The sequence below is a fragment of the Arthrobacter sp. R4-81 genome, assembly GCF_054792365.1.
This window is the reverse complement of sequence record NZ_CP096445.1, coordinates 2328229-2354882: the sequence shown is the minus strand read 5'-3', so window position 1 is coordinate 2354882 and position 26654 is coordinate 2328229. Positions and strand designations below refer to the sequence as shown.

General features: G+C 60.1%; 25 protein-coding genes and 1 pseudogene. 16 read left to right on the top strand and 10 right to left on the bottom strand.

All coding sequences use genetic code 11. The features are described 5' to 3' along the window. Nucleotides 1–109: 109 nt before the first annotated feature. The 3 genes from fabG to M1E05_RS11075 all read left to right on the top strand — a co-directional run bounded on the left by fabG (nucleotide 110) and on the right by M1E05_RS11075 (nucleotide 2385). A complete protein-coding gene (fabG, locus tag M1E05_RS11085) occupies nucleotides 110–835 on the top strand; it encodes a 3-oxoacyl-ACP reductase FabG (RefSeq protein ID WP_247040559.1) in 726 nt (241 codons plus the stop codon). 138 nt (nucleotides 836–973) lie between these two features. Continuing rightward, a complete protein-coding gene (locus M1E05_RS11080; RefSeq protein WP_458114024.1) occupies nucleotides 974–1387 on the top strand; it encodes an Hsp20/alpha crystallin family protein in 414 nt (137 codons plus the stop codon). Between the two features lie 245 nt (nucleotides 1388–1632). Next, nucleotides 1633–2385 carry an SDR family oxidoreductase gene (locus M1E05_RS11075; protein ID WP_458114023.1) on the top strand — a complete coding sequence of 251 codons (753 nt, stop codon included), beginning with the start codon at nucleotides 1633–1635 and terminating at the stop codon, nucleotides 2383–2385. Between the two features lie 72 nt (nucleotides 2386–2457). On the opposite strand, the gene serB is transcribed toward M1E05_RS11075, so the two are convergent. Beyond that, the gene (gene serB, locus M1E05_RS11070) at nucleotides 2458–3351 is read right to left on the bottom strand and encodes a phosphoserine phosphatase SerB (RefSeq protein ID WP_461162939.1); all 894 of its coding nucleotides are present in this window, start codon (nucleotides 3349–3351) and stop codon (nucleotides 2458–2460) included. A gap of 97 nt (nucleotides 3352–3448) precedes the next feature. Here serB and M1E05_RS11065 point away from each other — a divergent pair, with 97 nt between their 5' ends. From M1E05_RS11065 to M1E05_RS11055, 3 genes are read left to right on the top strand one after another with little or no spacing between them, the layout of a single operon-like run. Next, the gene (locus M1E05_RS11065; RefSeq protein WP_458114021.1) at nucleotides 3449–4234 is read left to right on the top strand and encodes an ABC transporter ATP-binding protein; all 786 of its coding nucleotides are present in this window, start codon (nucleotides 3449–3451) and stop codon (nucleotides 4232–4234) included. Nucleotides 4235–4255: 21 nt separating this feature from the next. Next, entirely contained in the window at nucleotides 4256–5041 is a 786-nt protein-coding gene (locus M1E05_RS11060) for a sulfite exporter TauE/SafE family protein (protein WP_461162938.1), read from the top strand. A gap of 7 nt (nucleotides 5042–5048) precedes the next feature. Continuing rightward, nucleotides 5049–5942 carry a TrmH family RNA methyltransferase gene (locus M1E05_RS11055; RefSeq protein ID WP_461162937.1) on the top strand — a complete coding sequence of 298 codons (894 nt, stop codon included), beginning with the start codon at nucleotides 5049–5051 and terminating at the stop codon, nucleotides 5940–5942. A 475-nt stretch (nucleotides 5943–6417) separates the two neighbouring features. On the opposite strand, the gene M1E05_RS11050 is transcribed toward M1E05_RS11055, so the two are convergent. From M1E05_RS11050 to solA, 8 genes are all read right to left on the bottom strand, one after another. After that, complete coding sequence (locus tag M1E05_RS11050) at nucleotides 6418–7434, bottom strand: transporter substrate-binding domain-containing protein (protein WP_461162936.1); 1017 nt, start codon at nucleotides 7432–7434, stop codon at nucleotides 6418–6420. An 89-nt stretch (nucleotides 7435–7523) separates the two neighbouring features. Then, on the bottom strand, nucleotides 7524–8291 hold the full coding sequence (locus M1E05_RS11045) for an amino acid ABC transporter ATP-binding protein (protein WP_457967218.1): 768 nt from the start codon (nucleotides 8289–8291) through the stop codon (nucleotides 7524–7526). Next, nucleotides 8291–9136, bottom strand: coding sequence for an amino acid ABC transporter permease (locus M1E05_RS11040; RefSeq protein WP_458114017.1), 846 nt, complete (start codon nucleotides 9134–9136; stop codon nucleotides 8291–8293). Before M1E05_RS11040 ends, M1E05_RS11045 begins: the two co-directional genes overlap by 1 nt. 116 nt (nucleotides 9137–9252) lie before the next feature. After that, complete coding sequence (locus tag M1E05_RS11035; protein WP_461162935.1) at nucleotides 9253–10407, bottom strand: FAD-dependent oxidoreductase; 1155 nt, start codon at nucleotides 10405–10407, stop codon at nucleotides 9253–9255. A gap of 269 nt (nucleotides 10408–10676) precedes the next feature. Continuing rightward, entirely contained in the window at nucleotides 10677–12833 is a 2157-nt protein-coding gene (locus M1E05_RS11030; protein WP_458114015.1) for an amylo-alpha-1,6-glucosidase, read from the bottom strand. A 345-nt stretch (nucleotides 12834–13178) separates the two neighbouring features. Then, on the bottom strand, nucleotides 13179–13886 hold the full coding sequence (locus tag M1E05_RS11025) for a GntR family transcriptional regulator (protein WP_458114014.1): 708 nt from the start codon (nucleotides 13884–13886) through the stop codon (nucleotides 13179–13181). Nucleotides 13887–13952: 66 nt separating this feature from the next. Continuing rightward, a complete protein-coding gene (locus tag M1E05_RS11020) occupies nucleotides 13953–15044 on the bottom strand; it encodes a succinylglutamate desuccinylase/aspartoacylase family protein (RefSeq protein WP_461162934.1) in 1092 nt (363 codons plus the stop codon). 25 nt (nucleotides 15045–15069) lie between these two features. Beyond that, the gene (gene solA / locus M1E05_RS11015; RefSeq protein WP_458114012.1) at nucleotides 15070–16236 is read right to left on the bottom strand and encodes an N-methyl-L-tryptophan oxidase; all 1167 of its coding nucleotides are present in this window, start codon (nucleotides 16234–16236) and stop codon (nucleotides 15070–15072) included. Nucleotides 16237–16627: 391 nt separating this feature from the next. Here solA and M1E05_RS11010 point away from each other — a divergent pair, with 391 nt between their 5' ends. The 5 genes from M1E05_RS11010 (at nucleotide 16628) to M1E05_RS10990 (ending at nucleotide 20381) form a co-directional block, all read left to right on the top strand. After that, nucleotides 16628–16972: a cupin domain-containing protein gene (locus tag M1E05_RS11010; protein WP_461162933.1), complete on the top strand. Its 345-nt coding sequence runs from the start codon at nucleotides 16628–16630 to the stop codon at nucleotides 16970–16972. Between the two features lie 87 nt (nucleotides 16973–17059). Further along, nucleotides 17060–18640: an aldehyde dehydrogenase family protein gene (locus M1E05_RS11005; RefSeq protein WP_461162932.1), complete on the top strand. Its 1581-nt coding sequence runs from the start codon at nucleotides 17060–17062 to the stop codon at nucleotides 18638–18640. Further along, nucleotides 18637–19620 carry a D-2-hydroxyacid dehydrogenase gene (locus tag M1E05_RS11000; protein ID WP_458114010.1) on the top strand — a complete coding sequence of 328 codons (984 nt, stop codon included), beginning with the start codon at nucleotides 18637–18639 and terminating at the stop codon, nucleotides 19618–19620. Before M1E05_RS11005 ends, M1E05_RS11000 begins: the two co-directional genes overlap by 4 nt. Before the next feature lie 255 nt (nucleotides 19621–19875). Then, entirely contained in the window at nucleotides 19876–20154 is a 279-nt protein-coding gene (locus M1E05_RS10995; RefSeq protein ID WP_458114009.1) for a hypothetical protein, read from the top strand. Between the two features lie 11 nt (nucleotides 20155–20165). Beyond that, nucleotides 20166–20381: a hypothetical protein gene (locus M1E05_RS10990; protein ID WP_458114008.1), complete on the top strand. Its 216-nt coding sequence runs from the start codon at nucleotides 20166–20168 to the stop codon at nucleotides 20379–20381. Between the two features lie 41 nt (nucleotides 20382–20422). Here M1E05_RS10990 and M1E05_RS10985 read toward each other — a convergent pair whose 3' ends face one another. Further along, nucleotides 20423–20914 (bottom strand): Lrp/AsnC family transcriptional regulator, encoded by a 492-nt coding sequence (locus M1E05_RS10985; protein ID WP_461165230.1) that lies wholly within the window; start codon nucleotides 20912–20914, stop codon nucleotides 20423–20425. A gap of 91 nt (nucleotides 20915–21005) precedes the next feature. Between M1E05_RS10985 and hisC the strand changes: the two genes are divergently transcribed. The 5 genes and pseudogenes from hisC (at nucleotide 21006) to M1E05_RS10960 (ending at nucleotide 26632) form a co-directional block, all read left to right on the top strand. After that, a complete protein-coding gene (gene hisC, locus M1E05_RS10980) occupies nucleotides 21006–22121 on the top strand; it encodes a histidinol-phosphate transaminase (protein WP_461162931.1) in 1116 nt (371 codons plus the stop codon). A 112-nt stretch (nucleotides 22122–22233) separates the two neighbouring features. After that, complete coding sequence (locus M1E05_RS10975) at nucleotides 22234–23922, top strand: thiamine pyrophosphate-binding protein (RefSeq protein ID WP_458114005.1); 1689 nt, start codon at nucleotides 22234–22236, stop codon at nucleotides 23920–23922. A 254-nt stretch (nucleotides 23923–24176) separates the two neighbouring features. Further along, nucleotides 24177–25349 carry a thiolase family protein gene (locus M1E05_RS10970; protein WP_458114004.1) on the top strand — a complete coding sequence of 391 codons (1173 nt, stop codon included), beginning with the start codon at nucleotides 24177–24179 and terminating at the stop codon, nucleotides 25347–25349. Between the two features lie 457 nt (nucleotides 25350–25806). Then, nucleotides 25807–26227 (top strand): annotated as a pseudogene (locus tag M1E05_RS10965) (TrmH family RNA methyltransferase); the annotation flags it as partial. Nucleotides 26228–26374: 147 nt separating this feature from the next. Continuing rightward, on the top strand, nucleotides 26375–26632 hold the full coding sequence (locus M1E05_RS10960) for a type B 50S ribosomal protein L31 (protein ID WP_028267311.1): 258 nt from the start codon (nucleotides 26375–26377) through the stop codon (nucleotides 26630–26632). Nucleotides 26633–26654 lie beyond the last annotated feature (22 nt).

Genomic DNA, 26654 nt, shown 5'->3' with positions numbered 1-26654 from the left:
CTTCAATTCTCTCACCATCGGAAGGACCACCCAAACGGGGGCTAAGATCGGAGGCGGTAAACCCAGCCCCCACCGCGGTGCCGTGCGCCGCAGAAAACCGGAGACCCACATGACTGAAGCAGTACCCGCTGGCCGCAGCGTCCTCATCACCGGGGGAAACCGCGGAATTGGCCTTGCCATAGCCGAAGCGTTCCTGGCTAATGGTGACCGGGTGGCCGTGACCTTCCGCAGCGAGTCAGACCTTCCGGCGGGGATCCTCGGGGTCAAGGCGGACGTAACGGACGAGTCCTCGGTGGATGCAGCCTTCACTGAAGTCGAAGCCGCCCACGGACCTGTTGAGGTGCTGGTCGCTAACGCCGGCATCACCAGGGACACCCTGCTGATGCGAATGAGCGAGGACGACTTCACTTCTGTCATTGATACCAATCTCACCGGCGCCTTCCGCGTCATCAAGCGGGCTTCAAAAGGCATGATAAAAATGCGGAAGGGTCGTGTGGTGCTCATCTCCTCCGTCTCCGGCCTCTATGGTGCGCCAGGCCAAATCAACTACTCCGCTTCGAAAGCCGGGCTCGTTGGCATTGCCCGTTCCCTCACCAGGGAGCTCGGCTCCCGAGGCATCACGGCGAACGTGGTCGCACCCGGTTTCATCAACACCGATATGACCGCTGAACTCCCTGAGGCGACCCAAAAGGACTACCTGACCAAGGTTCCCGCCGGCCGTTTTGCTGAAGCCACGGAAGTCGCCAACGTGGTCCGCTGGATCGCCGGGGATGAGGCTGCTTACATCTCCGGTGCTGTGATTCCGGTCGACGGCGGCTTGGGCATGGGACACTAGCCCGGGCCCCTTCCGACCAGGACTTCTGACCGCCTTTCCTACCGGGACTTTCTGCTCTAAGCACCGCGTCTCTCCGGGTGTGTAATGGGCGTATCGACCGGCCCCCAAAGCAGAGGCCGGATCCCGAGGAGGAAGACAATGGCCGATCTCAAGTGGGCGCCGTCAGACGTCATGGAACCCATCCGGCGGTTCCTTGACGGCGATCTCACATTCTCATCCATTCGGGTGGAGCAGTATATGGAGGGCGACAGCATGGTGGTCAGGGCTGAACTGCCGGGCATCGATCCCGAGCAGGACCTTGACGTGTCAGTTGCCGACGGCATGCTGCAGATCAAGGCTGAGCGCCAGGAGAAGTCTGAGCACAAGTCCAAAAACAGCTACCGTTCTGAATTCCGCTACGGCTCGTTCAACCGGAGCATCGCACTGCCTCCCGGCGCCAGGGAGGAAGACATCACTGCCCAGTACAAGGATGGTGTGCTGGAAGTGCGGGCACCTGCCAAGGAGCCGTCGGAAGGCGGGGAGAAGCGCAAGATCCGCATCGATCACAGCTGACCCCCCTCTGGACAGGGAAAAGGTCCCGGGTGCCACAGGACTAACGGCGCGGGCGGGCGGTCCGGCCTGCCTGCGCCATTTCCTGCCGCCAGCCAGTGCCCGTGAAAGCCGGAGAGAGAGCCTGGCTCTGAAACTAGGGCGGGCGTCCTTCTTTGTCGAGGTCGCACAAGCGAATTCATGCGGGCCGCTGGCATGATGGACTGCGGACGAACTGACTTCAGACATTTGTGACAAAAGGAGCTTGTATGGGACTGCTGGACAATAAGACCGCCATCGTGACGGGTTCATCACGGGGTATTGGTGCTGAGGTTGCCAAGTACTTGGCGGCAGAGGGTGCCGCCGTCGTCGTGAACTACCGGCAAAAGGCTCCCAGGGCGAACAAAGTGGTGGCTGAAATCGAGGCTGCCGGCGGGAGGGCAGTTGCTGTAGGCGCGGATCTGACCAGCCAGGAGGGTGTGCAGGCCCTAGTTACAGCCGCGATGGAGAACTTTGGCTCCCTTGACGTGCTTGTCCTGAACGCCTCCGGCGGAATGGAGTCAGGCATGGAGGAGGGCTACGCGCTGAAGCTCAACCGCGATGCACAGGTCAACCTGCTCAACGCAGCTGCACCGCTCATGGCCGAGGGTTCCCGTGTGGTTTTCGTTACAAGCCACCAGGCGCACTTCATCGACTCCGTCGCCACCATGCCTGAATACGAACCCGTGGCCAGAAGCAAGCGCGCCGGCGAAGATGCACTGCGCGAGCTGGTGCCGCACCTGGCTGAGAAGGGTATCTCCCTCGTAGTGGTATCTGGGGACATGATTGAGGGAACCGTCACGGCGACCCTCCTGGACCGCTCAAACCCCGGTGCTATTGAGGCCCGCCGCGCCGAGGCAGGCAAGCTGTACTCCGTCTCGGAATTCGCTGCTGAGGTTGCCAAAATGGTGACAGCCGAGGTCGAATCCGGTCACACGGAATATGTCGGCGGCGCCGACTACTTCGGCAAGACCCTAAGCTGATCCCAGGAAGTTCCTGATCTCTACGGCGGGGCTGGTTTTCTGTTTGCAGTGCCAGCCTCGCCGCAAGGATTCTCACACTCCGGCTATGTACCGGACTGCATCAAGGTAGGGCATGTTGATCGCGGAATCAGCGACGGCCCGTACGGCGGGCTTTGCGTTGAAGGCGACGCCGATCCCTGCCGCACCCAGCATGTCCAGGTCATTGGCTCCATCCCCGACTGCGATGGTATTTTCCATCGCCACACCATCCGCCGCAGCCCATTCACGCAGGTACTTTTCCTTCGCTGCACGGTCGATAACGGCGCCGAGGACTTTCCCGGTCAGCGCGCCGTCCACGATCTCCAATTCGTTGGCGATCCAGTGGTCAAGGCCCAACTCTTCGGCGATCGGCTGCAGGATCTGGTTGAATCCGCCCGACACCACAGCAACTGCATGGCCAGCTGCTTTGAATGCGGCGACCAGCTCGGCAGCACCCTCGCTAAGCCTCACTTCGGCCCGCACGGAATCGACGACGGCGGCAGGCAGCCCGGTGAGTACAGCCACCCTGGCGTGAAGGCTTTGCGCGAAGTCCAATTCACCCCGCATGGCCGCTTCCGTCACTGCAGCCACTTCCTCCCGTTTTCCGGCGTAGGCGGCCAGGAGTTCAATGACCTCCTGTTGGATCAACGTGGAGTCGACGTCCATGATCAGGAACTTCCGCGTCGCGTTCCGCAATGACGCCGGAACGATCGCAACGTCCATGGTTTGCGCGCTGGAGCCGGCGATGCTTTCCCGAAGTTCGGCGATGTCCGAGGCCATGCCCTGCTCCATAGTGAAGTCGATCGTATGGACTTCGTACCGGCCATCTCCCGCGGTGGATTCGGCAGCCAGAGTCGCTCCCGATTCAACCAATACCGAACGCAGCTGCTCAAGGCTGTCGGAGGACAATTTCAGGCCGTAGCTGACCGCAGTCACGTTCGGAGTCATGCCTGTAATCTTAGTCAGCGCCGGTGCACAGCCCGAATTCGTTTCGTTCAAGGTCCGGTTATCAGTCGCCCCCCATTTTGTCCTAGTGTCTACTCCTATGAGTGATGTTCTTGAAATGGCTGCTGTCAGCGTTGTCCGTGGAGCCAAAACGCTTCTGAACAAAGTCGACTGGCAGGTCAGGGAAGGCGAGCGCTGGGTCATTCTGGGCCCAAACGGAGCCGGCAAGACCACTCTGCTCCAGATCGCGGCAGCCCGGCTTCACCCCACGAGCGGCATGGCCGGAATCCTCGAGGAGATCCTCGGTGCAGTAGACGTCTTTGAACTGCGCCCCCGGATCGGGTTGTCGTCCGCTGCCTTGGCCAACCAGATCCCGGAACACGAAAAAGTCCTCAACGTGGTGGTGACCGCGGCCTACGGTGTCACCGGCCGGTGGCGCGAAGGCTACGAGAAGGATGACGAACGCCGGGCCTTCACCTTGCTCAACGAATGGGGGATGGGCCCCCTGCTTAACCGCCCCTTTGCTTCGCTGTCCGAGGGTGAGCGGAAACGGGTCCAGATTGCCCGCGCCCTTATGACAGACCCCGAACTCCTGCTCCTGGACGAGCCCGCAGCGGGCCTGGATCTGGGCGGACGTGAGGACCTGGTTCACCGCCTCAGCGAACTCGCCAAGGACGACGCCGCGCCAGCCATCGTGCTGGTCACGCACCACCTCGAGGAAGTACCTCCCGGATTTACTCACGCCATGCTGATGCGGGACGCAGCTGTGGTGGCTTCCGGCCCCATCCAGGAGGTCCTCACCGCCGAGCACTTGAGCAAGACCTTCGGATTGCCGCTGGATGTGAGTGTGAACGCCGGGCGCTACACCGCGACCGCGCGCCGCTAAGCGGCGGTTAACAGTCACAGCGTGGAGTTTCTCAGCGGTATCTTTATCTTTTTGGCCGGCTTATGGGCGGGAACCATCAACAGCGTTGTTGGTTCAGGCACGCTGGTTACGTTCCCCGTGCTGATCGCCCTGGGGATGGCCCCTGTGACAGCATCCATCAGTAATGCCACCGGTCTTGTGGCAGGAAATGCCGCCGGGGCCTGGGGTTACCGCAAGGAACTGGTAGGCCGCGGAAAGCAGCTGCTTAGGCTCTTACCTGCCTCGCTCCTCGGAGGAATCACCGGGGCCTGGTTGTTGCTGCAGCTTCCAGAGCAGGTCTTCCACTATGCCGCGCCCGTGCTGATAATCCTCGCGCTGCTGATGGTTGTGTTCCAGCCGCGGCTCCAGCGGTGGGTCCGGGAGCGTGAAGAGAATCCGGAGCACGCCCTCCGCGACAAAAGCCACGGCGTCATCCTTCTGGTGCTGGTCTACCTTGCCGGCGTCTATGGCGGCTACTTCGTTGCAGCCCAGGGCATCCTGCTCGTGGGCATTCTGGGAATTTTCCTGACGGGCACAATACAGAACGCCAACGCCATGAAGAACATCCTGGTACTCGGGGTGAACATGATAGCCGCAGTCTCCTATCTGATCTTCGCCTTCGACAGGATCAACTGGACGGCCGTCGGCATCATCGCCGTCAGCTCGGTCATCGGCGGCTATTTCGGGTCCAACGTCGGCCGCAGGCTTTCCCCTACGGTCCTTCGAGGGGTTATCTTCACCCTGGGGCTGGTTGCCTTGGGCTTCATGATCGCGAATCTGCTGGAATAATCGGGCAGTGACTTTCCATTACCTTGAATCCGCGGATGACCCGCTGGTGTCCGATTACACCCAATTGACGGATGTCCACCTCCGCAAGATCCGGGAGCCTGCCGAGGGTATGTACATCGCGGAGTCCTCGCGGGTTCTGAGAAGGGCTCTGGCCGCCGGTCACCGTCCCAGATCTTTTTTCCTGGCGGAGAAATGGCTTGCCGATCTCAGCGACGTCTTCGAGCAGTATCCCGACGTGCCAGCCTTCATCGGAAGCGCGGCCCTGCTGGAAGCGATCACCGGGTTCCACCTGCACCGCGGCGCCATGGCTGCCATGGAACGTCCTGCGCCCGTCCCGCTCAGTGAGCTGCTCGCCGGCGCACGCCGAGTGGCGGTCCTTGAAGACATCGTGGACCACACCAACGTGAGTGGATACAAAGTACAAAGGCAGGAAACCGCTCATCTTCGAGGACGATCGAGGATCGCGGTCCTTGAAAACCTTACCGACCATACGAACGTAGGAGCGATTTTCCGCAGCGCGGCAGCCATCGGTGTCGACGCTGTACTGGTCTCGCCCGAGTGCGCCGACCCGCTGTACCGACGCTCCATCCGGGTGTCGATGGGCACGGTGTTCCAGGTGCCGTGGACGCGAATCGAGTCGTGGCCTGGCGATCTTCAGGTCCTCAAGGAGGCAGGCTACTTTGTGGCCGGCATGTCGCTTGGCGAAGGGGCCATTACACTCGATGAGCTGGTCGCCCAGGACCATCCGAACCTGGCGCTGGTCTTCGGAACTGAAGGCGATGGGCTGAAGCCGGAGACTGACCACATGCTCGACGCGCGCGTAACAATTCCGATGATGAACGGTGTCGACTCGCTCAACGTCGCTGCCTCGTCGGCTGTTGCGTTTTATGCGACCAGGTAGCGGCTGAGCGTGACTGCAACCATCTGACCGCGGTGTCAAAGGCAAATACTAGGCCAGAATATTCTGGTTTCTGAGGCGAACCGCGAGTCAGAGGACTATTTGCCACCCCCCCCCGGCACCTGCAGGGTGTGGCATGAGCGGGCGAGCGCTGGGCCTGGGCCTCAACGGCTACCTGATTGATGTCGGGGCCGGCATCCAGCAGACCCTGCCGAGCTTTCATGGTCTGGGGCCTGCCGAGCTCTGCGCTCAAGGAGGCGCAGGAGGGGATCACCTGCTCTTCGTCGGCCCTCCAGGGTATGTCCTAAACCATGTATGTGAGGCTTCACCTCTTCCACGAGCGTCGCTTACCGCAAAGTGCGTAACCTGCCAGGTGGTGAGCAGAAGGATCCTTAAATGAGCATCCGGCATGTCAACTGACATACCGGATGTCCATACTCATGAGGGCTGGAGAAAGTATTGCTCCTGTCCTATGCGATTATTTAGTGGGAAGCGCTGCGGGGGGAGGTGTCGGGACGGCTTTGTAGGAGTCGAGGTACTGGGCGTCGAGGATGGCATAGTCCAGGCCCCATTTCTTAAGGATCTCCTTGTACTCGGGCGAGCTGGCGAGGTGCTTTATGGCCTGTACCAGGGCCGGGGTCAGTTCAGAACCACCTGGCAGCGCCATGGAAAGAATGGTTCCCGGTATTGTGGCCCCCAGTTCCATCTCATTCGGATTCTGTTTGCTCGCCCAGGCCGCACCCGGTCCATCAGCGTAGGCGGCATCTACCTGGCCGCTGCGCACCTGAAGAAACATCTCTTGCCCATTGGGGACGGAAATGAGGTTGATGGGGGCTTCCCCTCTTGCAACACAGTCGGCGCTGTAGGCCGGTCCCTTTGTTACTTGCTGGATGCTTCCCAAAGTCACCGCGATCTTGCGCCCACACATGCTCTTCTCACCAATGTTGAGTGGGTTTCCTGGCTTGGTGGCAATGCCGTACCCGCCGCGGGCGTAGCCGACCATGTCGATTACTTTCAAACGGTCCACGGTCACACCCATGTCGGCGATGACAGCATCAAAGCGTTTGGCCTGCAGTCCTGGGATGAGTGCATCGAAGGTCGAGCTCTTGTAGGCAATCTGGATGTCGAGGATCTTTCCCAGTGCGCGTGATATGTCCGCGTCCATTCCGACAAACGTCTTCCCGTCTGAGCCGGTAAACGAGGTGGGGGCATTCGTTGGGCTTACGCCGAAAACGATAACTCCTTTTTCGCGGAGGTCCTTGGGTACCAGCGAGGCAGCAGGCTCGTAGGCCTTGATTCCGTCAACGCTGGTGTACTCCTTCACGGACTTGGGATCGGCTGGTTCCGGCATCGCCCCTTGAACCTCAACTTGTTTCTTTGACGCGCCGGACTCGGTCGATGCCGCGGTGCCTCCGCATGCTGTCAGAGCCAGGACAACAGCGGCCAGCCCTGCACTCAACAGGAGCGGGCGATTCTTGGTCGTTTGAAGTTTCATAGTGATCTTGCACCTAACTAACGAAAATGGGGATTGGAATATTGCTAGAGCGCCGGCTGGGAGTCTTCGGTGACTTCCCAGCGAACGTTTTAGAGAACTTGACTGAGAAATTCTTTGGTCCGGCTATTTTTGGGATGTAGCAGCACTTCGGCCGGGTTACCTGTTTCGACGACGACTCCGCCGTCGAGGAATACGATTTCATCACCCACTTCCCGGGCGAAGCCGATTTCGTGAGTAACGACGACCATGCTGGTTCCTCCAGTGGCCAGTTCCTTCATGACCTCCAGAACCTCACCGACGAGTTCGGGGTCAAGGGCGGACGTTGGTTCGTCGAAAAGCATCATTTCGGGGTTCATGGCCAGGGCTCGGGCTATGGCGACCCTTTGCTGTTGCCCGCCGGAGAGCTGGCTTGGATAGTAGTCAGATTTGTTTTCGAGGCCCACCCGCTTCAGGAGAGCGTGGGCGCGTTTCACTATCTCGCTCTTGTTTTCCCTTTTAACCCAGCCAGGGGCAACGCACACATTTTCGAGAGCGGTCATGTGAGGGAAGAGGTTGAACTTTTGAAACACCATTCCGATTCGGGCCCGTTGACGGGCGATTCCGCTCTCATTCAGTTCGTAGTACTTGTTATTTTTGAGTTCGTAACCCATGCGTTCACCGTTGACGAAAATGCTTCCGCCGTCAGGTTTTTCCAAGAGATTCACGCAGCGCAAAAGAGTTGATTTGCCTGAGCCGCTGGGTCCCAAAAGGCAGACCACGTCTCCGCGGTTCATTGAGAAGTCGATTCCTGACAATACCGGATTGTCACCGAAGTGTTTGCGCAGATTCTTGACTTCGAGAACTTTATCGTAAGTCATCAGTTGTTGTTGCTTTCTTGTAGGGCCACAATTGGCTGAGCTGTTTCCCGTTTCAACACAGCATTCCGGGGCGTGAATCCTCGTGCGAGACGCTGTTCGATTCGGCTCTGGAAATAGCTAAGGATCGAAGTGATGATCAGGTACCACAGTCCGGCGACGGTCAACAGCGGAATGGTTTGGTAGTTGGAGGCGTAGATCAGCTGCGCACTGTGCAGGAGATCAGCGATACCCACCACACTCACGAGGGAGGTGGCCTTGAGCAATGAAATGACCTGGTTACCGGTGGGGGGAATGATCATTCTCATGGCTTGAGGTATGAGAATCCTGAGCGTATTGAGCCTTCCCATGCCGAGGGCTTTCGCCGCTTCGGTTTGGCCGGAATCGACGCCCAGGAATCCGCCCCTCGTAATTTCAGCCATGTAGGCTGCCTCGTTGAGGGTCAGGCACAGGATGGCAGCAACAATGGGCGTCATGACCACATTCGTGTCCACCTGCAGGAAAGTCAGACCGAACGGAAGCTCGACGCCAAGTGTTGGGTAGAGTGCAGACAAATTGAACCAAAAAATCAGCTGAACAAGAACGGGCGTGGCCCGGAAGAACCACACGTAAAAGCCTGCTATTGAATTGAGCAGCTTGTTCTTTGACATTCGCATAACACCGATGACGCCACCGAGCACGGTCCCCAGCACCATGCAGACCGCTGTCAGCCAAAGAGTCAGCAATATGCCCTCAAGAATAGTCTGGGCGGTGAAATACTCAGCCACTACATCCCAGCGAAGATTCTCATTCAGCAGGACGGAAATAAGCATTGCGAGGGCCAACCCCGCCACAATGATCGAAGCCACAATTTTCCCGACATGGCGTTGACGGACAATGGGAAATGAGTCTTCGGGAACCTCGCTCCGATGCGCCGGTTCCTGGCTGCGATTATTTTCTTTGCTTTGAACACTATGCATAGTTATCATGCCTTACCTGCGTGGGAGCCGATCGAGCGCGTGGGCTCCATGAATTGAAATTTTCTATCTTTTTTCCCCTGAACCATGTCCGCTGCGATTCGTCCGATTCCCGGGCACATCTTGAACCCGAATCCCGCAAAGCCGTTTGCCAGAAGAACACTTTCGCTGCGGGGCAGGAAGCCGAGGAAAGGAATCCAGTCATCCACATAGAAATCTGTCCAGGCACATGCCCTTATCGGACTCTTGCTGAGTCCCGGAAAATACCTTGCGACGTGTCTTTCCATGTCTTGGATCTCATCCACAGTCTGGCCGCGGAAGTAGTCATCGGGTCCGGCCATATGCGTGGGCGCGCCGCCGGGAGCGATCTTTACTGAACCTCCACCATCAAGGCTCGGCGCTCCATAAAGGGTCCCGTCATCAACCAAACGCTGAAAGACAGGAAAGTTTTCTGCGCTGAAGTCATGCCCGGGCAGGGGGCTGAACCAAGTCAACTTGATACGGCCGGCACGGCTTTTGTCCCGAAGCTCAGAGGGGAGATTGTCCCCGGACCAAGAACCGGTGGTCACGATTGCCTTTTTGGCAGTCCACTCGTTTTGCCCATCCGTCATCACCACACCCTCCGCCGAAGCGTGCTTAATGGAGATCTTTGAATAGTCCCGGACCTGGGCTCCGAGATGTCTTGCGCGAGCGACTGCCGTCAGAACTGCTTGTTCGCAACGAATGTATCCCTGGGTGGAATCAAACATTCCAATCTCGCCCTGGTCAAGCAGGTGCTCGGGGAAGCGATTCTCCATGTCCAGCCCGCTGAGGTACTCCATCTCAAGACCGGCCTTTTCCGCTGCTACTTGAGCGGCAACCATCCGTGAATCACCCGGACGGCCAATCATGAGGCCTCCAGTTTCGGTTAGGATTTGGACGTCCGAGAACTCCTGAAGGTTCTCCCAGCGACTGCGAGCCATATCTATCACGGGGTTGTACTCCGGACCGCTGGTCTGCATCCGCCGGAACAATCGTGACTCGCCTCCAACGGCACCCCGATCATGGCCAATCCCAAACTGTTCAAACCCGACGACATTTAAGCCGTCCTCAGCGAGCTGCCAGAGCGCCATGCTCCCCATGGCCCCCAAGCCGATCACGGCAACGTCGAATTCCGTATGCATAACATTCCTTTTTGCTGTTCCAGCTCAAATGACCAAGGGGATGCAGCGTGGGTGTCGCTGTCACATCAGTGCGCCTATCTCCGATTGAAGCGCGCAAACCCGAGGCCCCATACCTTGCTTTGATCGCTTGCATTGCTCATGCGCCGAAGGTTCTGGGGCGGCGGAGCGTCGTTATGTAATGGTACTCACAGACCACTTGGTTCGACAAGATTGTCGGACATGTTTTTTCTTTTGTTTCGATCCCAGCGCAAGCTGAGCGCATAGTCCTGCTAGCGCTTTGGGCTCCGGCCCGCCTGATCCACCAGTTCGGTCAGCCATGGGCGGTGCCCCTGATGGAACACCATCCCGTCAGGCAGCCCCTGTACTCCTGGCACGGAATTTGTGATGCCGATGGTGATGCGGCCGCCTGCCATGGGAGCGTTGCCGATGTGGAGGTCGCCATAGGACTCCGGGAGGACCGGGTCCATCCATAGGCCCCCTTTGGAAACATCTGCGTCATACCGCATGAGGCTGGTTACAAGCATGATCGGTGTTGTCGCTGCCCAAGCCTGCGGTGAGCACGCCGTTGGATAGGGCACAGGCTCGGGAAACTGGTGCCGGCTGAATCCGCAGAACAGTTCGGGCAGCCGGCCGTCGGAGAAATCGGCGGCCTCAAGCAAGGCGGTGGAGATCCGTTGTGCCTCCTTGACAAAGCCGCAGCGCAGCAGGCCGGCTGCGATGATTGCGTTGTCGTGTGGCCAGACCGAGCCGTTGTGGTAGCTGGCTGGGTTGTACGCGCCCATGTCGCTGGCCAACGTCCGGACGCCCCAGCCGCTGAACATTTCCTGAGACATAAGCCGTTCGGCGACGAGCGGTGCCTTGTCCTCATCCACGATGCCGTGCCACAGGCAATGGCCCATATTGGACGCACACGCGTCGACCTGCCGCTTCTTCCCGTCGAGGGCCACTGCATAGTATCCGCGGTCCGGCATCCAGAACTGTTCGTTGAACCGCTTTTTCAGCTCCGCCGCGCTGGCGGCGAGTTCATTGCCTCTAGCTGTGTCGCCGGCGTCGTACGCCATCCACGACCGCGCCATGTAGGCAGTGTAGACGTAGGCCTGCACCTCGCAGAGGGCGATCGGCGGCTCGGCCAAGGTGCCGTCGGCGAAGTTGATGCCGTCCCAGGAGTCCTTCCAACCCTGGTTGATCAGCCCCTGGGGGTTTAGGCGTTCGTACTCGACGAACCCGTCTCCGTCCTTGTCCCCGTAGTCCCGGATCCAGTCCATGGCCCTGTCCGCGTGGGGCAGGAGAGCGGCGATGGTGTCCGGGGCAAACCCCCAGCGGCTGACGTCCCCGAGCAAGCAGACGAACAGGGGAGTGGCGTCGACGCTTCCGTAGTAAACGGACTTCCCGCCCAGGGACAACCCGCTGGAAACATCGAGCCGTACCTCGTGCAGGATCTTGCCCGGTTCCTCCTCGCTCACCGGATCCACCAGGCTGCCCTGGCGGTCAGCGAGCGTCTGCAGTGTGCCCAGGGCCAGGGATGGATCGACAGGCATCGCCATCTCGGATGCCCACAGCGCGTCCCTGCCGAAGAGGGTCATGAACCAGGGCGCTCCGGCGGCCACCACTACGCGGTCCGGGTGGTCCGGGTCCTCTATTCGCAGGGAGCCCAGATCGTCGTAGCTGCGCCGCAGTGTCCGTTGGATGGACTGGTTTCCCATCTGCAGCACGGGAATCTTCGCCACCCATTCCTGTCGGCGTAGATCGCGGGGGGACAATCCGTCCCCGTCAGGGTGGACAAACGTCGCTGCGGAAAATGCTCCCTCGTTGTTGGGCACCACGGTCAGGACCGTGCTCCAGTAACCGTGCGGCGGAATGGACAGCCGGTACGTGAGGGTGCTCGGTGCAAGGCTTGCTCCGGGTGCGTGGACGGTGATGCCCTTCCGGACGTCCTGCCAGGCGGCCCGGATGGTGAGATTGTCGGCGTCGACTTGGCTGGTTTTGTTCCAGCGCCGCTGGATCCGAGCCTCCTTTACCTCGAAGAGGTCCGCGAAGTCCGCTTCGATTCTCAGGGCGATCACGCATTCAGCCTCTTCGCGGGAGTGGTTGCGGAGGGTGATCTGCTCCTGGACGCCGGCCCCCACCTCACGTAGCCGCTCCACGATCAGCGGGCTGTCTGCATATCCGTCGGAACGGTGAACGCGCCCGGCAAACAGCGCGCGATAGGGCTCCAGGGTCAGGGCTGTCAGCGGCTCAAGCGGCAGGCCGTTGATGGTCAGGCTCCAACCGGACAGGATACGGGTGTCCTGGACGAAAAGACCGTGTGGTTGTTCGGAGTGCATGTCCCCGTTCTGCAAGGAGATGCAGAAGGACGAACCCTCGACCAAGGTGACAGTACCTACCCCGATCGCACCGGCGGCAGTATCAGCATTCCATCCGGCCATTCCAGCGCCTCCCACACATCACATACAGCGTGCCTTGGCCCTGTGGTCAAGCCACTAGCATCCTTTGATAGACGCTACGCTTGCTTGCCATCGCTTGCCAGACCTCAAGTTGCAGGCCATCCCAGGGGCGGAAGGTCGGTCCGATGGCGGGAATTTCGCCCGTCAACCGGATGCGATAGGCCAGGGCAATACCCGGCAGGTGGACTGATGATCTGCAGGGCTTTGGGAGGGACCTGTTGGTGGTCTCCGGCAGGTGTGGAACTCTGGACGTGCTGTCGGTGGGTCACCACAGGATTGCAGGCGTTGTAGACTAGGCCCGCTGTGAAGCAGACTCTGAGCAGCCGTTCAGCCTCTCTTCGGGACTGTCACCGCCCGCTGTTCCGGGACCATCATGTGCTCGTCGTGTTGGTGGTAATGGTCCTCGATCGCTCGCCGTGCAACCGAAACATCACCGCCCGCTATGGCTTCCAGGAGCTCAAGATGGCGTGCGGTGGCTAATTGGCCGGGGTACGGCACGCCCGGACGCAAGAGCGGGACGGTAATCACACTAAGAAAGGGCTGCAGTCGTTGCCACGTATCCAGAAGCCAGGGATTTTTGCTTTCAGCCACGAGCGAGCCGTGGAACTTCCGATCGAGTTCCCAGAGGGCGTCCCAATCACGAGGAAGCTCGAGCTCTTCCATCGCTTCAGCGCTTTCGCGCATGACGTCCAGAGTCGCGGTGCTGACTGGGAATTGAATGCTCTTTGTTGCCTGGAGTTCAAGCATGGCGAACACCTCGCCCAGCCCTATGACATCGTCATAAGTGAATTCCCGTACGGAGAATCCTCTGTGAGGTTCTCCAACGACGAATCCCATTGCGGCAAGGCGCTGCAGGGCCTCTCGGATGGTGCCTCTGGACACCTTGTGCTCTTCCGCCAGGGCGACTTCCGCGAGCCTTTCGCGGGGATACCTCAACCCCAGTAGGATCTCATTTCGCAGGCTGATAGCCACCGCCTCAACCCGGGTGGGCTTAGCCGTGCGGGAATCGATTCCTGCACGCAGTACGTCGGTCATTGTCGGCACTCCTAGTCTGTTTACGATACGGACACGACTCGGTACAACCGCGGCCTGCATCACCAATTACACCAGTTGTTTCGCTGTCCCTTCTCCATCCTGCTCCCAGTTGCTGAGGCAGTCGTGAGGATTTCCCGGCCAAGGGAGTTCCCGGCCCTGGTCGGAACTTATCGGCGTCGCTGACGCGTCCACATCCTTAGGGCGTGCAATACATGCGATCAGATCCCCTTCGTTCGCCGCGAGACTGGACAGCCCATACAGGAGGACTCCTGAAATGGGAGACCTCGCCTCTTGAAGTACGGTCCCGAACGGATCCTCAACGACCCCCAGTAACGCCCCGGCGTCGATGAATGAACCCGGCTTGACGTTGCTGTACCACAGGCCCGGGACCTCACACATCACGGCTTGATTCTCGAAAACAGGCAGCGGCTTCCTCTCTTCTCGGCCCAGTTCCAGCAATCCCGCGAAGCCCGCAGTTCGACGCAGGCCCTCGTGCTGGATCGCCACTTCTGCCGCAGACCATCGGCCCTCTCCGCCCACTTCAATCAGTGTGGACGGGATCCCCGCTTTGGCAGCGGCCCGAATGCTCGAGCCCTCGGCTTCGAACAGCACAATGCGCGGCACATCGAACTGATCAGCCAGTTCACGTGACAGATCGTCCACATCCGCAGTTCCCACCGGGCTCACGCCGGCAAAGCTTTCCAGAGCCTCGGGAATATCGCCGCTGTGGCAGTCGACGTAGTAGTCTGCGCGGGAAATGACGTTGGACCACAGCCAGAAGGCAAGACGGTCGGTGCTGCCGCCGTCCGGGTTGCCGGGGAAAGCACGGTTGAGGTTCTTGCCGTCCATCGGGTTGACGAATGCACTCCTGCCCTGAAAGGAAAGGGGACTGGACTGAAGCGAGGCGATTACCGTTCCTTGAATAGCGGAAGCATTTAAGCCAAAAACGAACTCCCGCACGGCCACCATGGACACGTACTCGCCCCCGTGGATGCCTGCGGTAACAGCAAGGACGGGGCCGGGCCGTTCCCCATGCACAATGACTACCGGAAGGCGAAGTGTCCTTCCGTGGATCTCGACTGAACAGTAGCCCGCCGCCGTGGTTCCTGGGTCAGCAACCACGGCCCCTACGCTGAAGGCCTCATGTGCATTATTCATGTCGGTTCCAGTAAATGTCGGGCCTTTAGCTCAGTGGCAAGGAGGTTAGTTGGGAATCTGGTCCAAGGAATCGGGCCGGATTCATGAAGCTGACGTCAGTGGCAGTCGTTCCGTCTATCACCAGGTCCGCGGCGATGGCACCCAGCGCGGAGGCCATCTTGAAGCCGTGGCCCGAGAAGCCTACTGCCGCTATGACACCTTCCATTCCCGGCACCTTCCCCAGCAGGCCTGTCCCATCGGGAGTATAGCCGTCAGCACACAGGGCAACCCGTACCGGTTCCGGAACGAGACTCGGAATGTACTCTGCTACCCATGCTCGTATGGTATCCAAATACTTCGGGTCCCAAGAGAGGGGTTTCTCCATGGACTCGACTTCGTCCATGTAGACGCTGCCGGCGACTTTAACCGTCCAACCGTCTGCACTTGGGAACCCATAGAAACCAGCGTCGTGGATTCTGCGCATGAACACCGGTAAACCTTCCCGGCTGATTGCAGACGGATCCGAGATGGGGAACCATGTCAGGACCTGCGGCCGAACTGAGAGATGAACGCCAAGTTCCTTGCATACGGCTCCGGCTCCGGTGCCCTGGGAGATAATCACCCTGGAGGCAACGATCTCTTCCTGATCGGTCCGGACGATGTACCGGTCACCATACGGCTCAACTGACTGCGCCTTACGGTTTCCCAGGAACTGCGCGCCGAGCCTGGCCGATTCCACCAGCGCGGTGGCCACTGCTTTCTCGGAATACACGTAGCCGCCCTCAGGGTCAAAGAGTGCCACGTCTGTGTCCCTGATCACGTGTTCGGGATATTTTGCCCTCGCCTCATCGCCCCGGAGGGATTCATAATCTAGGCCACTGGTTTTCCCTGCCTCGATGAGCGATTCGAGTAAAGGATGGTCTTCATCAAGCATTGTGACGAAGCCTGTGGTGTTGAGCAGGGGCATTCCGCCGATTTTTTCCAGGTCGCGCCACAAATCCTGCGACCTCTGCAGAATCGGTGTGTAATGCCCGCCTTCCGCGTACACCTTGCGGAAGAGGCGCGATTCCCCGGCGTAGGCAGAAAAGGGCCCGGGTATCGAAAAGCGGTCCACGCCAATGACCTTCAGTCCGCGAGAGGCAAGCTGCCAGCTTGCCATGCTCCCTACAGAGCCGACTCCAACAATGACAACGTCCGTTTCGAGGGTAGTCATGGCTTTACAGCCCCTTTCGTGAAGAGCTGTCGGACATTTCACACCAACCGGCGGTTGGCTTGCATCCTCGCTCCGCTGTCCGGGCATGGAACGTGACTAGGGGTGGGGTGATCATGCTTTGACTTCCTCCTGTGATCGCAGATCAGAACCTGGCATTCAAACATTGTCCTTCATTATTGTCGGACAACGTGTATGATCGTCACTGTAGCACCTTGCAGTTGGATTCGGAACGGGCGACTGGAAGAGGCGGGCACGCCCCCATTGAGGGCGTCAGCGGGCTCAGGAGATTCCTGGTGCTACAAAACTTTTTCTCAGGCCAACAGAGGTTGGCGTACATCTGCGCGGGCAAAGCTGCCCGGAATATGGAGTGATCATGGTCAAGGCGACAGTATTGAACGACACGACATCGGTAAATCTCGGAGAGCATGTAGCAAAAGCGACCAGTTCAACACCGGGACAGACCGAGGTGTCCTTCAAGTTTTGGGAAGACAATGGTCTTCGCACCGGGGTGTGGGAGGCCACGCCGGGCACATTCACCAGTACGCGCGAGGGATACAACGAGATCTGCCAGATCCTCAGTGGAACGGCAACCATCACCGACGAGAATGGCAGCTTCGACATCGGACCGGGCTCGCTGTTCGTCACTCCAGCCGGCTGGCGGGGCAGCTGGACTGTTCATGAAACCCTGCGCAAGATGGCGGTTGTTCAGGACCTCCCAGCCCAGCCGGCTGACTAGCTCTTCGACCATCCGTGCTTGCCGCTGCCCATCAGCGGTGGCGGCCCATCCAAAGACCAAGTTCAGTTATGCAGGACAGAGGACCTCATGCTTTCATCAACCACCGTCTCCGGAGCGAACACTGAACCAGTGGCAGCACGCCCGGACAAACGCTCCAGATATGCCGACGTTCCCGGAGGAGCCTTCTTCGAAGGCAAGTGGCAGACCGCCGGCCTGACCCTTGAGGTCAGGGATCCGGAAGACGGCCGGTTGATCGGGCGGGTATGCGACTCGACGCCACAGGATGTGAGGCGTGCCATAGACCACATTCACCGCCACCTCCAGGCAGACGACTGGCCGTTGCGGTCCCGTCGACAGGCGCTTGAAAAGGCAACACAATTGCTGGCTGAACAGTCTGAGCGCTTCGCAAACATCATTGCGGCAGAGAGCAGCAAGACCATCACCGAAGCAGAGCATGAGGTCCGCCGCTGCACTGAAACCCTGCGGCTTTCCGCGGCGGCTTCGACCGAGCTGGCGGGCCGGACACTGGGCTTTGAGGACAGCGTGGCTGGGGGGAACAAGATCGGCTGGTACAGCCGGAAACCGGTAGGAATCATTGCGGCCATCACGCCGTTCAACGATCCCCTCAACCTGGTGGCGCACAAGCTGGGGCCTGCTCTCATCGGAGGCAACGGCGTCGTACTTAAACCCTCCGGCCGCACCCCCCTGACGGGGCTGGCCCTGGTCCAGTTGCTGCTCGAAGCTGGCGTGCCGTCAGGACGGATTGCCGCTATCGCCGGTGGTCCGGGCGTTGCCGAAGCGCTCGTCACGGATAGCCAGGTGGACCTGATTTCCTTCACCGGTGGTCCCCAAACGGCGGAACGCATCGCCGCTGCCGCCGGCGCAAAAAAGATCCTCTCCGAGCTCGGCGGCAACAACGCCACCATCGTCTGCGCCGACGCGGACGCGATCCAGGCAGCGGACGCCATTGTTGCCGGAGCATTCGGGGTTGCGGGGCAGAACTGCCTTTCCGTGCAGCGTGTCTACGTGGACATCTCGCTGTTCGAGCAGGTCCTCAAGCACATTGTCCGCCGGACCAAGTCCCTCAAAGCCGGACCGAAGCTGGACCGGAGCTCCGACCTGGGGCCGATGATTTGTGAGGAGGAGGCGGAACGGGTCGCGGAATGGGTGGAAGAGGCCCGGGCGGCGGGGGCGACTATCCACGCGGGAGGCCAGCGCAGGAACGCCTACTACGAGCCGACGATCCTGACCGATGTACCGGCAGAGTGCAGGGTGATCCGGGAAGAAGTATTCGGTCCCGTGGTCAGCATTATTCCGTTCATTGAGGTCTCAGATGCCATCTACGCGGCCAACCAATCTGACTATGGACTCCAAGCGGGCGTATTCACTCAATCCCTGGACCTTGCGCTGGCGATCGCCGACAAGCTGCACGTGGGCGCAGTGGTCATCAACGAGACCAGCGACGTCCGAATCGACTCCATGCCCTTTGGCGGATTCAAGAAATCCGGTGTAGGGCGGGAAGGCGTACAGTACGCCGTCCACGAGATGACCGAACCCAAGAGCACAATCATCAATCTGCGCGAACCGCAGGCGCGTTGGCAAGAGCGGGTTGGGTTCCCCGATGCATTGCAAGCAGCCACTGCTACGACCGCAGGGCTTGCGTCATGACTGCCGCCCCGGAACGCACCAAGCCGGTAGTCGCGGTTCTCTACCGAGATGTCCTGCCGCCACGTCTGGCGGAAATCCAGGAGCTCGCCGACGTCCGCCTAACCAAGGCCGACCGTCTGGCCCAAGCAATGGACGGCGCGGACATCTTGTACCAATGGCACTCCTTCTCACCTGCCCTGCAGGAGAACTGGAATGCCGCTGCGGGCCTGAAATGGGTCCACAACCGGGCAGCAGGAGTAAGCCAACTCCTTTTCGATGAACTGACCCGGAGCAACGTCGTGTACACGAACTCCCGCGGAGTGCTCAGCCGGGGGATCGCAGAGTTTGTGCTCGGTTTCGTCCTGGACATCGCCAAGGACATGCACGGGTCGTTCAGGCTGCAGCAGCAACAGCGCTGGCAGCACAGGATCACGCGAAAGATCGAGGGCCAGACGGCGCTGGTAGTCGGCACAGGTTCTATCGGTCGTGAGATCGCGAGGGTTTTCCAGGCGGTTGGGATGAAGGTCAGTGGAGCAGGGCGGACAGCCCGGCCAGGCGACGCGGATTTCGAACAGATCTATTCCTCAAGGGATCTGGTGGACGCCGTTCACGACTACGACTACGTGGTGCTCGCCGCGCCGCTAACCTCGGAGACCAGCGGCTTGGTGAGCGCTCAAGTCCTTGCTGCTATGAAATCTTCCGCGCATCTGATCAACGTAGGGCGCGGGGAACTCGTTGATACCGAGGCGCTGACTGAGGCTCTCACGTCAGGATCCATTGCCGGAGCGGCGCTGGACGTTGTACATCCGGAGCCTCTGCCTGAAGGGCATGCTCTGTGGAGCATGAAGAATGTCATCATCACACCCCACATGAGCGGTGACACGGAAGACTACCACGACGATCTTGACCGACTTTTTATCGACAATCTTCAGCGGTTCTGCAAGGGCGAACCGTTACGGAATGTCGTAGACAAGGCCCTTGGATTCGTCCCTTCGGAGTAGGGATGAGTCGGGCGTTGCTGCCGAACTTGCGTTGCCGGATGTTCCCCTCCCGCTACTCCCGCGGGCGACCTGGTAGAGGTTTCAGTTGACGACAGCTTCCACTGGCACGGCTTCACCGGGCTCTGCGCAGCCCCGGAAGTTGCCAAGCAAAGCGCCAGTGTCGCCCGTCTCGAACTCCACATGGGTAGGGACACATCCGGCTATCACGAGGAACCTTCTAATACCCCCGAAACAAGCAGGGAAAGGCATTCCACTATGTCAGTTGAATCTTCGACCCCCGTGAGGTGCACCAGCCGAGCCAAGAACGGTGACTCTGATCGGCCCAAGCCGCCGAACTATAGCGTGGGTGACCGCGTTGTCTTTGAGTCAGAGAGGCGCACAGGATCCGGGGTTATCGATGACCTCATGCCTGACGGTTCTGTTGTATGGGTCTGGTCCGACGATGCCATGGGCAGAAAAATGATCTTCGGCGCAGACGCCCTGTCAGTACGGCACGAAGAGCGCCCGCACGAGCAGCATACCCGTTCTAACTAGGAGATATCCGCATGTCCACACAAGCAGTTGCACACGTCGAGGTACTGGTCGGCACCCAGGAGCAACTTCATGAGCTCCTCTCAGATGCAGAAGCCGCCCTTCTCCCGGCTGCCTCGGCAGAACGCTCCGCCGGCATCCTGGTCACCCGACACAGTCCCCGCCGATACACAGTGGCCCTTAGCCACGCCGTTCCCTTCGGAGAAACTCGAGAACACGCCCGGGACTGACCGTTCCGCGCACGTAGACGGGGTGGATGCAGCCAGCACACTCAGCTCCCCTCGCCGGCTATTTTTTTCAGAAGACCCTCCATTCGTGTGGGCATGACCTCCAGAACTGAGATCACCGTGCTGGTGCGCTGAATACCCTCAAGTCGCAGAATTTCCGTATTGATCCGATGAAAATCCGTCGTGTCCTTCGCGAGAACTTTGGCCACAAGATCAGCATCACCAGTGGTCGCATGAACTTCAATCACTTCGGGAATCGTGAAGAGCCCGGCCTGGACCAAATGGCTTTGGGTTTGCATCACTGAGATCGAAACGAGCGCTGTCAGGCTGTACCCCAGAGCACTCGCCCTAAGCCGCCTGGTAAAAGGGCCAAGAACTCCTCCTGCCTGCAGCCGGGCAAGGCGGGCGTGAACTGTATTTCTTGCCACCCCCAGCGACCGCGACAGGGAAAGGGCACTGGCATCGGGCTCCTCATCCAGCGCGAGGAGAATCCGGGCATCAAGCCGATCGATCTCAAAACTTCTCATAGCGGTTATTTTGGCAGTAAAACGGCTGAATAGTCTACAAAAATCCCAGCCATAGATAGGTATCTTGCGCATGAATCCCTCAGTCCCGATTATTTCTGGTATGACAAACATCACCGAAGCCAACGTTTCGGTCATCGCCGCCCAGCCTGCTCTGCGTTCAGAGGTGTCTTCGCTCCCGGCCTATGTACCCGGCGTCCGGGCCGAAGCAGCAGCGATGGCGGCTCTGGCGAGTAACGAAAGCCACTTTGAACCCCTGCCCTCTGTACTGAATTCAGTGTTTGACGCGGCGCACGCCTTGAACCGGTACCCGGACACCTCTTCATTCGCGCTGCGTGAGCGGATTGCCGGCCAACTCGCGGCCACTGTTGACGAGGTTACGGTGGGTCCCGGCAGCCTAGGGGTTTTGAACCAGATCATCTCCGCCTTCTGCAGCCCGGGGGATGAGGTGGTCTTTCCCTGGCGGTCTTTTGAGGCCTATCCGATCCTTGTTCAGTTGGCCGCGGCCACCCCCATCCCGGTACCGCTGCTGCCTAACGAAGGTCACGACCTTGAAGCGATGCTTGATGCGGTGACGGAACGGACACGCGTCATTATCGTGTGCACGCCCAACAATCCGACAGGGGTCCCCGTTTCCCATTCTGAGCTTGAGGGATTCCTCGTACGCGTACGGTCCGACATCCTGGTTGTTGTTGACGAGGCCTACATTGAATATGCGACGGCCGCAGACACCCCGGACACCCTGGCCCTTTACCGGCGCTATCCCAACGTCTGCCTGCTGCGGACTTTCAGCAAGGCTTACGGTCTGGCAGGGCTGCGCATCGGCTATGCTCTTGCCGGCAGCCACCTCTCCGAGGGACTGCGGAAGACTGGCCTTCCGTTCTCTGTTAGCGCACTGGCCCAAGAGGCCGCCGTCGCTTCCCTCGACGCCGAAGGCGAGATGCGTACCAGGGTCCAGGCCGTGGTCAGCGAGCGGGAAAGAGTCCTGCAAACGCTTGGGACGGCCGGGTGGGACCTTCCCGAAACGCAAACCAACTTTCTCTGGATGCGTTGCAACGATCAGGTCCGCGAAACGCTTGTCGACGCCTTCAAGGCCGCCGGAATTCTGGTGAGGGGATATGCCAGCGATGGAGTACGGATCTCCTTGGCGGATACCGAGGCAAACAATCGGGTGCTGGATGTTCTGACCAGCCCTGCCCTCCTCGAAGCTCTCCGATAGCCCATCGAACGTCCCCGCGTCCGTCCAGCCAGCCCAGCCGGACGATCTGCTCCCGGTTCCGCAGGCAGCATGCACGGGCAGACATCAAGCAACTTTTTAGTAAGGACAAAGCATGACGACAGGCAATCACCCAACGGTATCCAGTGCGGTGGCCGACGTCCTGGCCGAGCGTGCCGGACACTTGTTCGGTCTCATGGGAAACGGCAACGTCCACCTCATTAGCCAGCTAACCCGCCAGGGCTTTCCGTTCACCTCCGCACGGCATGAAGCCGCAACGGTCGCGATGGCAGATGCCTTCTACAGGGCCAGCGGAAAAATCGCAGCCGCCACGACCACATACGGCGCTGGATTCACCAACGCCTACACCGCGTTGGCCGAAGCCCGGCTGGCCCGTATCCCCTTGGTGCTTATTGTCGGTGACGCCCCAAGCACAGGGATTCGGTCATTCGACATTGATCAGAAAGCCGCTGCCGAAGCGGTAGGTGTCACCACCCTTGTGGCCCAACCTGCGGACGCCATCGCCATGGCCCAGCGGGCCTTCGACCTTGCCCTGCGCACAGTGCAGCCGGTGGTACTTGCCATCCCCTACGACCTGGCCACCGAACCCCTGCTGGAACAGGTCGAGCTTGAACCCCTGCCGAGCAAAACTGTTTGGGCTCCCGGAAGCGGGGAACTGGACCGCGTCGCCGCGGTTCTGCGCGCCGCGCAGCGGCCTCTCCTCCTCGCCGGCCGCGGCATCCTGCTCGGCGATGCCGTTGAACCCTTCAAGGAACTAGGGGACCGTCTGGGTGCAATGTTCATGACATCCGTCATGGCGACCAACGTAGTGAACAGCCCATGGAACCTCGGCATCACCGGAGGTTTCGCCAGGGACCACACACTGGATCTGGCCCGCCAGGCCGACGTCGTGCTCGTCGCCGGCGCTTCACTGAATTCCTTCCAGCACCGCTACGGGACGCTGTTCGGACCAGAAACCAGAGTCATCCGGGTAGACAACGAGCCAGAGAATCCCCACCCGTATGTCGACGATTACATCCGGGCCGACATCGGTCCCTTCCTTGAAGCCCTTCTCGGCCGCACTCCCGCTGCGGAGGAAATGATGACGTGGCGGTACAAGGCGAGTGAGGTCAGCGACGAATCCTTCCGCTCACTGGGGCCCATCGAAGATCCGGTCGAGTTTGGCCCGGACGGACGTTTGAATCCCCGCGCCGTAGTGGCTGCCCTCGAACACATCCTTCCAAAGGAACGGTCGGTGGTCATGGATGGCGGTCACTTCATGGGATGGGCCCCGATGTACCTCTCAGTCCCAGACCCGCAGGCGATGGTCTTGGTGGGAACTGCGTTCCAGTCGATCGGCCTCGGTTTCAGCTCAGCCCCGGGAGTGTCGGTAGCCCGGCCAGACCGGACCACGGTGTTCATTACCGGCGATGGCGGCGGCCTCATGGGTCTGGCCGACTTCGAGACCTTCCTCCGGGCCACCCGGAAGGGTGTCGTCATCGCCATCAATGACTCGGCCTACGGCGCTGAACTACACCAGTACGCATCCAAAGGCCTCGACCCCGCAGCAATGCTCATCGATGAAGTCGATTTCTCTGCCATAGGACGAGCTCTGGGCGCAGCAGGCCACAAGGCACGGACACTTGCCGATCTGAGCAAGCTCGAAGAGTGGCTCGCTGCACACAACGATGGCGTGTTCGTCCTGGACGTCGCAGTATCCCAAGGGGTTGTCGTCGAGTGGATGCTGGCTTCCCTGGCAGCTGTCACCCCAGCGACCATACAGGAGAAGACCGTCTCTCAGTGAGCTTCCACAGCGAGCCATGGACAGGAGGCATAGCGATCGGCACGAGGACCTCTGCGAGGCGTTGGCTCGCCGGGCTTTGGTGGATGCTTGGCCTGCATGGATAGGTGTGAATTCGCTATACGGAAATTTGAGAGTGCAAGGACCAACTAGATAGCGGCCATGAACCCGGCGACAAGACCCGCAGCCATATTGCCGTCTGAGCGATATCACGAACGCTCGCATACGAGATATTGATGAACGAAAGGTGGCCTTCAATGGCAACAAGCAGCTACATCTATGACGGGATCCGGACTCCCTTTGGGAAGTTTGGAAAGTCCCTCGCCGGCGTCCGGCCTGACGATCTTGCGGCAGGCGTTATCCAGGAACTGGTTTCCAGGCATCCTGACCTGAAACCGGAGCGGATCGATGACGTCATCCTCGGGGACAGCAACGGTGCAGGTGAAGACAACCGGAATGTTGCGCGAATGGCTTCATTGCTCGCGGGATTGCCCACATCAGTGCCCGGCACCACGCTCAACCGGCTTTGCGGATCGGGCTTGGAAGCCGCGATACAGGGCAGCCGCGCCGTAGAGATTGGGGACGCTGAGCTGGTGCTCAGCGGCGGCGTTGAGTCGATGAGCCGCGCTCCATGGATCCTCCCGAAGCCGGAACGGGCCTACCCGGCCGGCCCTGAAACCCTGCACAGTTCCACTATTGGTTGGAGGATGGTCAACCCGGAGATGCCCGAGGACTGGACCGTCTCCAATGGAGAAACAGCGGAAATCCTGGCCGATCGTTTCGGTATTTCCCGGGAAGCGCAGGACGAATTTGCAGTCCGCAGTCACCGCCTTGCCGATGAAGCCTGGAACGCCGGCATCTTCGACGACGAGGTAGTTCAAGTACCGGGAAGCCCTCTTCCCCGCGACGAAGGAATCCGTGCGGGAACGACCGTCGAGGTCCTCGCGTCACTCAAACCAGCCTTTCGCAGCAACGGCTCCGTCACAGCCGGGAACTCATCACCCCTCAATGACGGGGCAGCCGTCGTGTTCATAGGCCGCGAGGGAGCGCTCACTGCAGAGCCGCTGGCCAGGATCGTCTCCCGGGGAGTCGCGGCCGTTGACCCGAACATCTTTGGTATCGCCCCGGTTGGGGCCGCGAACCAGGCCCTCGCACGGGCAGGGAAGACCTGGAATGACGTCGACATCGTCGAACTCAACGAGGCCTTCGCGGCGCAGAGCCTGGCGTGCCTGAGCCTGTGGCCGGACCTGGATCCGGAAAAGGTCAACATCCACGGCGGAGCTTTGGCTATAGGGCATCCGCTGGGTGCTTCCGGGGCTCGAATACTTCTTCACCTCGCCCGGGAACTGGAGCGCAGGGGCGGTGGAATCGGCGTTGCTGCGCTCTGCATCGGAGTGGGCCAAGGCCTCGCGGTCGTACTCGAGCGCTGAGGACCCGACGGACAGCCATTGGCCACCGGAAACGTGGTCAGTCGCAGCAAAAGATGCTTCCTCAGTCCATCGGGCGGTTCGCTGTGCGTGGTGCTGGTGGGTCGAGTTGGACGGCCACCTTGCCGCCGTCGTGGCTGCTGCTCGCCCTCAGCGAATGATGCATAGGAACCGCTTCGGCCGGACAACCTCGTCCTCCACCTGCCAGTCGGAGGGAATCGCGAAACGCTCCACCCGCGAGAGTATGTTGGCAGTGACTTTGTCCTCGGCGGACCGGACCAGAAAATACCCGGGGCTCCAAGAACCAGGATCAGTGCCAGCCCGGTTCTGAGCTTCACTGGGGGAGCCGGGAAGTCCATGCTGGGCCCAAAAGGCCTAAGCACAGCCCTCTGCCTTCCTGCAGGCAGATGCGTGGAGATTCCCCGGCTCTAAGTCGCAACTGGCCGCGCAGCATATTGCAACACCTACCAACGTCGGCGCGATCTTCCGTTCCGCCGCTGCGTTGGGGATAGACGCTGTCCTGATTTCCCCGCGCTGCGGCGACCCCTTGTACCGGCGAAGCGTCAGGGTGAGCATGGGGACGGTCTTCCAGGTGCCCCTGGGCGAGGCTTGAATCGTGGCCCGGGGACCTGGCAACGCTCCGGGACAAGGGCTTCACAGTTGCGGCCATGGAACTGACGGATGACGCTGTGGACGTCGATGCCCTGGCACGGAAAAACCCCGACCGGTTGGCCCTGGTACTGGGCACCGAGGGTGCCGGCATGAGTCCGGAGACACTTGCCGCCGTCGACCTGGCAGTAAAAATTCCAATGCGTGCCGGCGTTGACTCCCTCAATGTGGCGGCGGCATCAGCGGTGGCGTTCTGGGAGTTGCGCACCCGGCCCCTGACGTCCGGGGGCAGTTCGTCAGCCCTGCGCTTATCAGGTAGTATTGATAGCTGGTTGTTCTGCGCCTTCAGGCGTGTGTCCTGCCATCCCATTCATACCTGGCAGCTGGCCAAATCCAGTTGCGTGAACGAAGGTCCCATTATGAAGTCTGATATTCACCCGAAGTACGAAGCTGTTGTTTTCAACGACCTGGCTTCCGGCGTCAAGTTCCTGACCAAGTCCACCGTGTCTTCCAAGAAGACCATCGAGTGGGAAGACGGCAACACCTACCCGGTCATCGACGTCGAAATCTCCTCCGAGTCCCACCCGTTCTACACGGGCAAGCAGCGCATCATGGACTCCGCAGGCCGCGTCGAGCGCTTCAACGCTCGCTTCAAGGGCTTCGGCGGCAAGAAGTAACACTTCTCCCCAGAATTCTCTG

Coding starts and splice junctions, on each gene's coding strand:
- fabG (WP_247040559.1), top strand. CDS start 110: ATGACTGAAGCAGTACCCGCTGGCCGCAGCGTCCTCATCACCGGGGGA.
- M1E05_RS11080 (WP_458114024.1), top strand. CDS start 974: ATGGCCGATCTCAAGTGGGCGCCGTCAGACGTCATGGAACCCATCCGG.
- M1E05_RS11075 (WP_458114023.1), top strand. CDS start 1,633: ATGGGACTGCTGGACAATAAGACCGCCATCGTGACGGGTTCATCACGG.
- serB (WP_461162939.1), bottom strand. CDS start 3,351: ATGACTCCGAACGTGACTGCGGTCAGCTACGGCCTGAAATTGTCCTCC.
- M1E05_RS11065 (WP_458114021.1), top strand. CDS start 3,449: ATGAGTGATGTTCTTGAAATGGCTGCTGTCAGCGTTGTCCGTGGAGCC.
- M1E05_RS11050 (WP_461162936.1), bottom strand. CDS start 7,434: ATGAAACTTCAAACGACCAAGAATCGCCCGCTCCTGTTGAGTGCAGGG.
- M1E05_RS11045 (WP_457967218.1), bottom strand. CDS start 8,291: ATGACTTACGATAAAGTTCTCGAAGTCAAGAATCTGCGCAAACACTTC.
- M1E05_RS11035 (WP_461162935.1), bottom strand. CDS start 10,407: ATGCATACGGAATTCGACGTTGCCGTGATCGGCTTGGGGGCCATGGGG.
- M1E05_RS11030 (WP_458114015.1), bottom strand. CDS start 12,833: ATGGCCGGATGGAATGCTGATACTGCCGCCGGTGCGATCGGGGTAGGT.
- M1E05_RS11025 (WP_458114014.1), bottom strand. CDS start 13,886: ATGACCGACGTACTGCGTGCAGGAATCGATTCCCGCACGGCTAAGCCC.
- M1E05_RS11020 (WP_461162934.1), bottom strand. CDS start 15,044: ATGAATAATGCACATGAGGCCTTCAGCGTAGGGGCCGTGGTTGCTGAC.
- solA (WP_458114012.1), bottom strand. CDS start 16,236: ATGACTACCCTCGAAACGGACGTTGTCATTGTTGGAGTCGGCTCTGTA.
- M1E05_RS11005 (WP_461162932.1), top strand. CDS start 17,060: ATGCTTTCATCAACCACCGTCTCCGGAGCGAACACTGAACCAGTGGCA.
- M1E05_RS11000 (WP_458114010.1), top strand. CDS start 18,637: ATGACTGCCGCCCCGGAACGCACCAAGCCGGTAGTCGCGGTTCTCTAC.
- M1E05_RS10995 (WP_458114009.1), top strand. CDS start 19,876: ATGTCAGTTGAATCTTCGACCCCCGTGAGGTGCACCAGCCGAGCCAAG.
- M1E05_RS10990 (WP_458114008.1), top strand. CDS start 20,166: ATGTCCACACAAGCAGTTGCACACGTCGAGGTACTGGTCGGCACCCAG.
- hisC (WP_461162931.1), top strand. CDS start 21,006: ATGACAAACATCACCGAAGCCAACGTTTCGGTCATCGCCGCCCAGCCT.
- M1E05_RS10975 (WP_458114005.1), top strand. CDS start 22,234: ATGACGACAGGCAATCACCCAACGGTATCCAGTGCGGTGGCCGACGTC.
- M1E05_RS10970 (WP_458114004.1), top strand. CDS start 24,177: ATGGCAACAAGCAGCTACATCTATGACGGGATCCGGACTCCCTTTGGG.
- M1E05_RS10960 (WP_028267311.1), top strand. CDS start 26,375: ATGAAGTCTGATATTCACCCGAAGTACGAAGCTGTTGTTTTCAACGAC.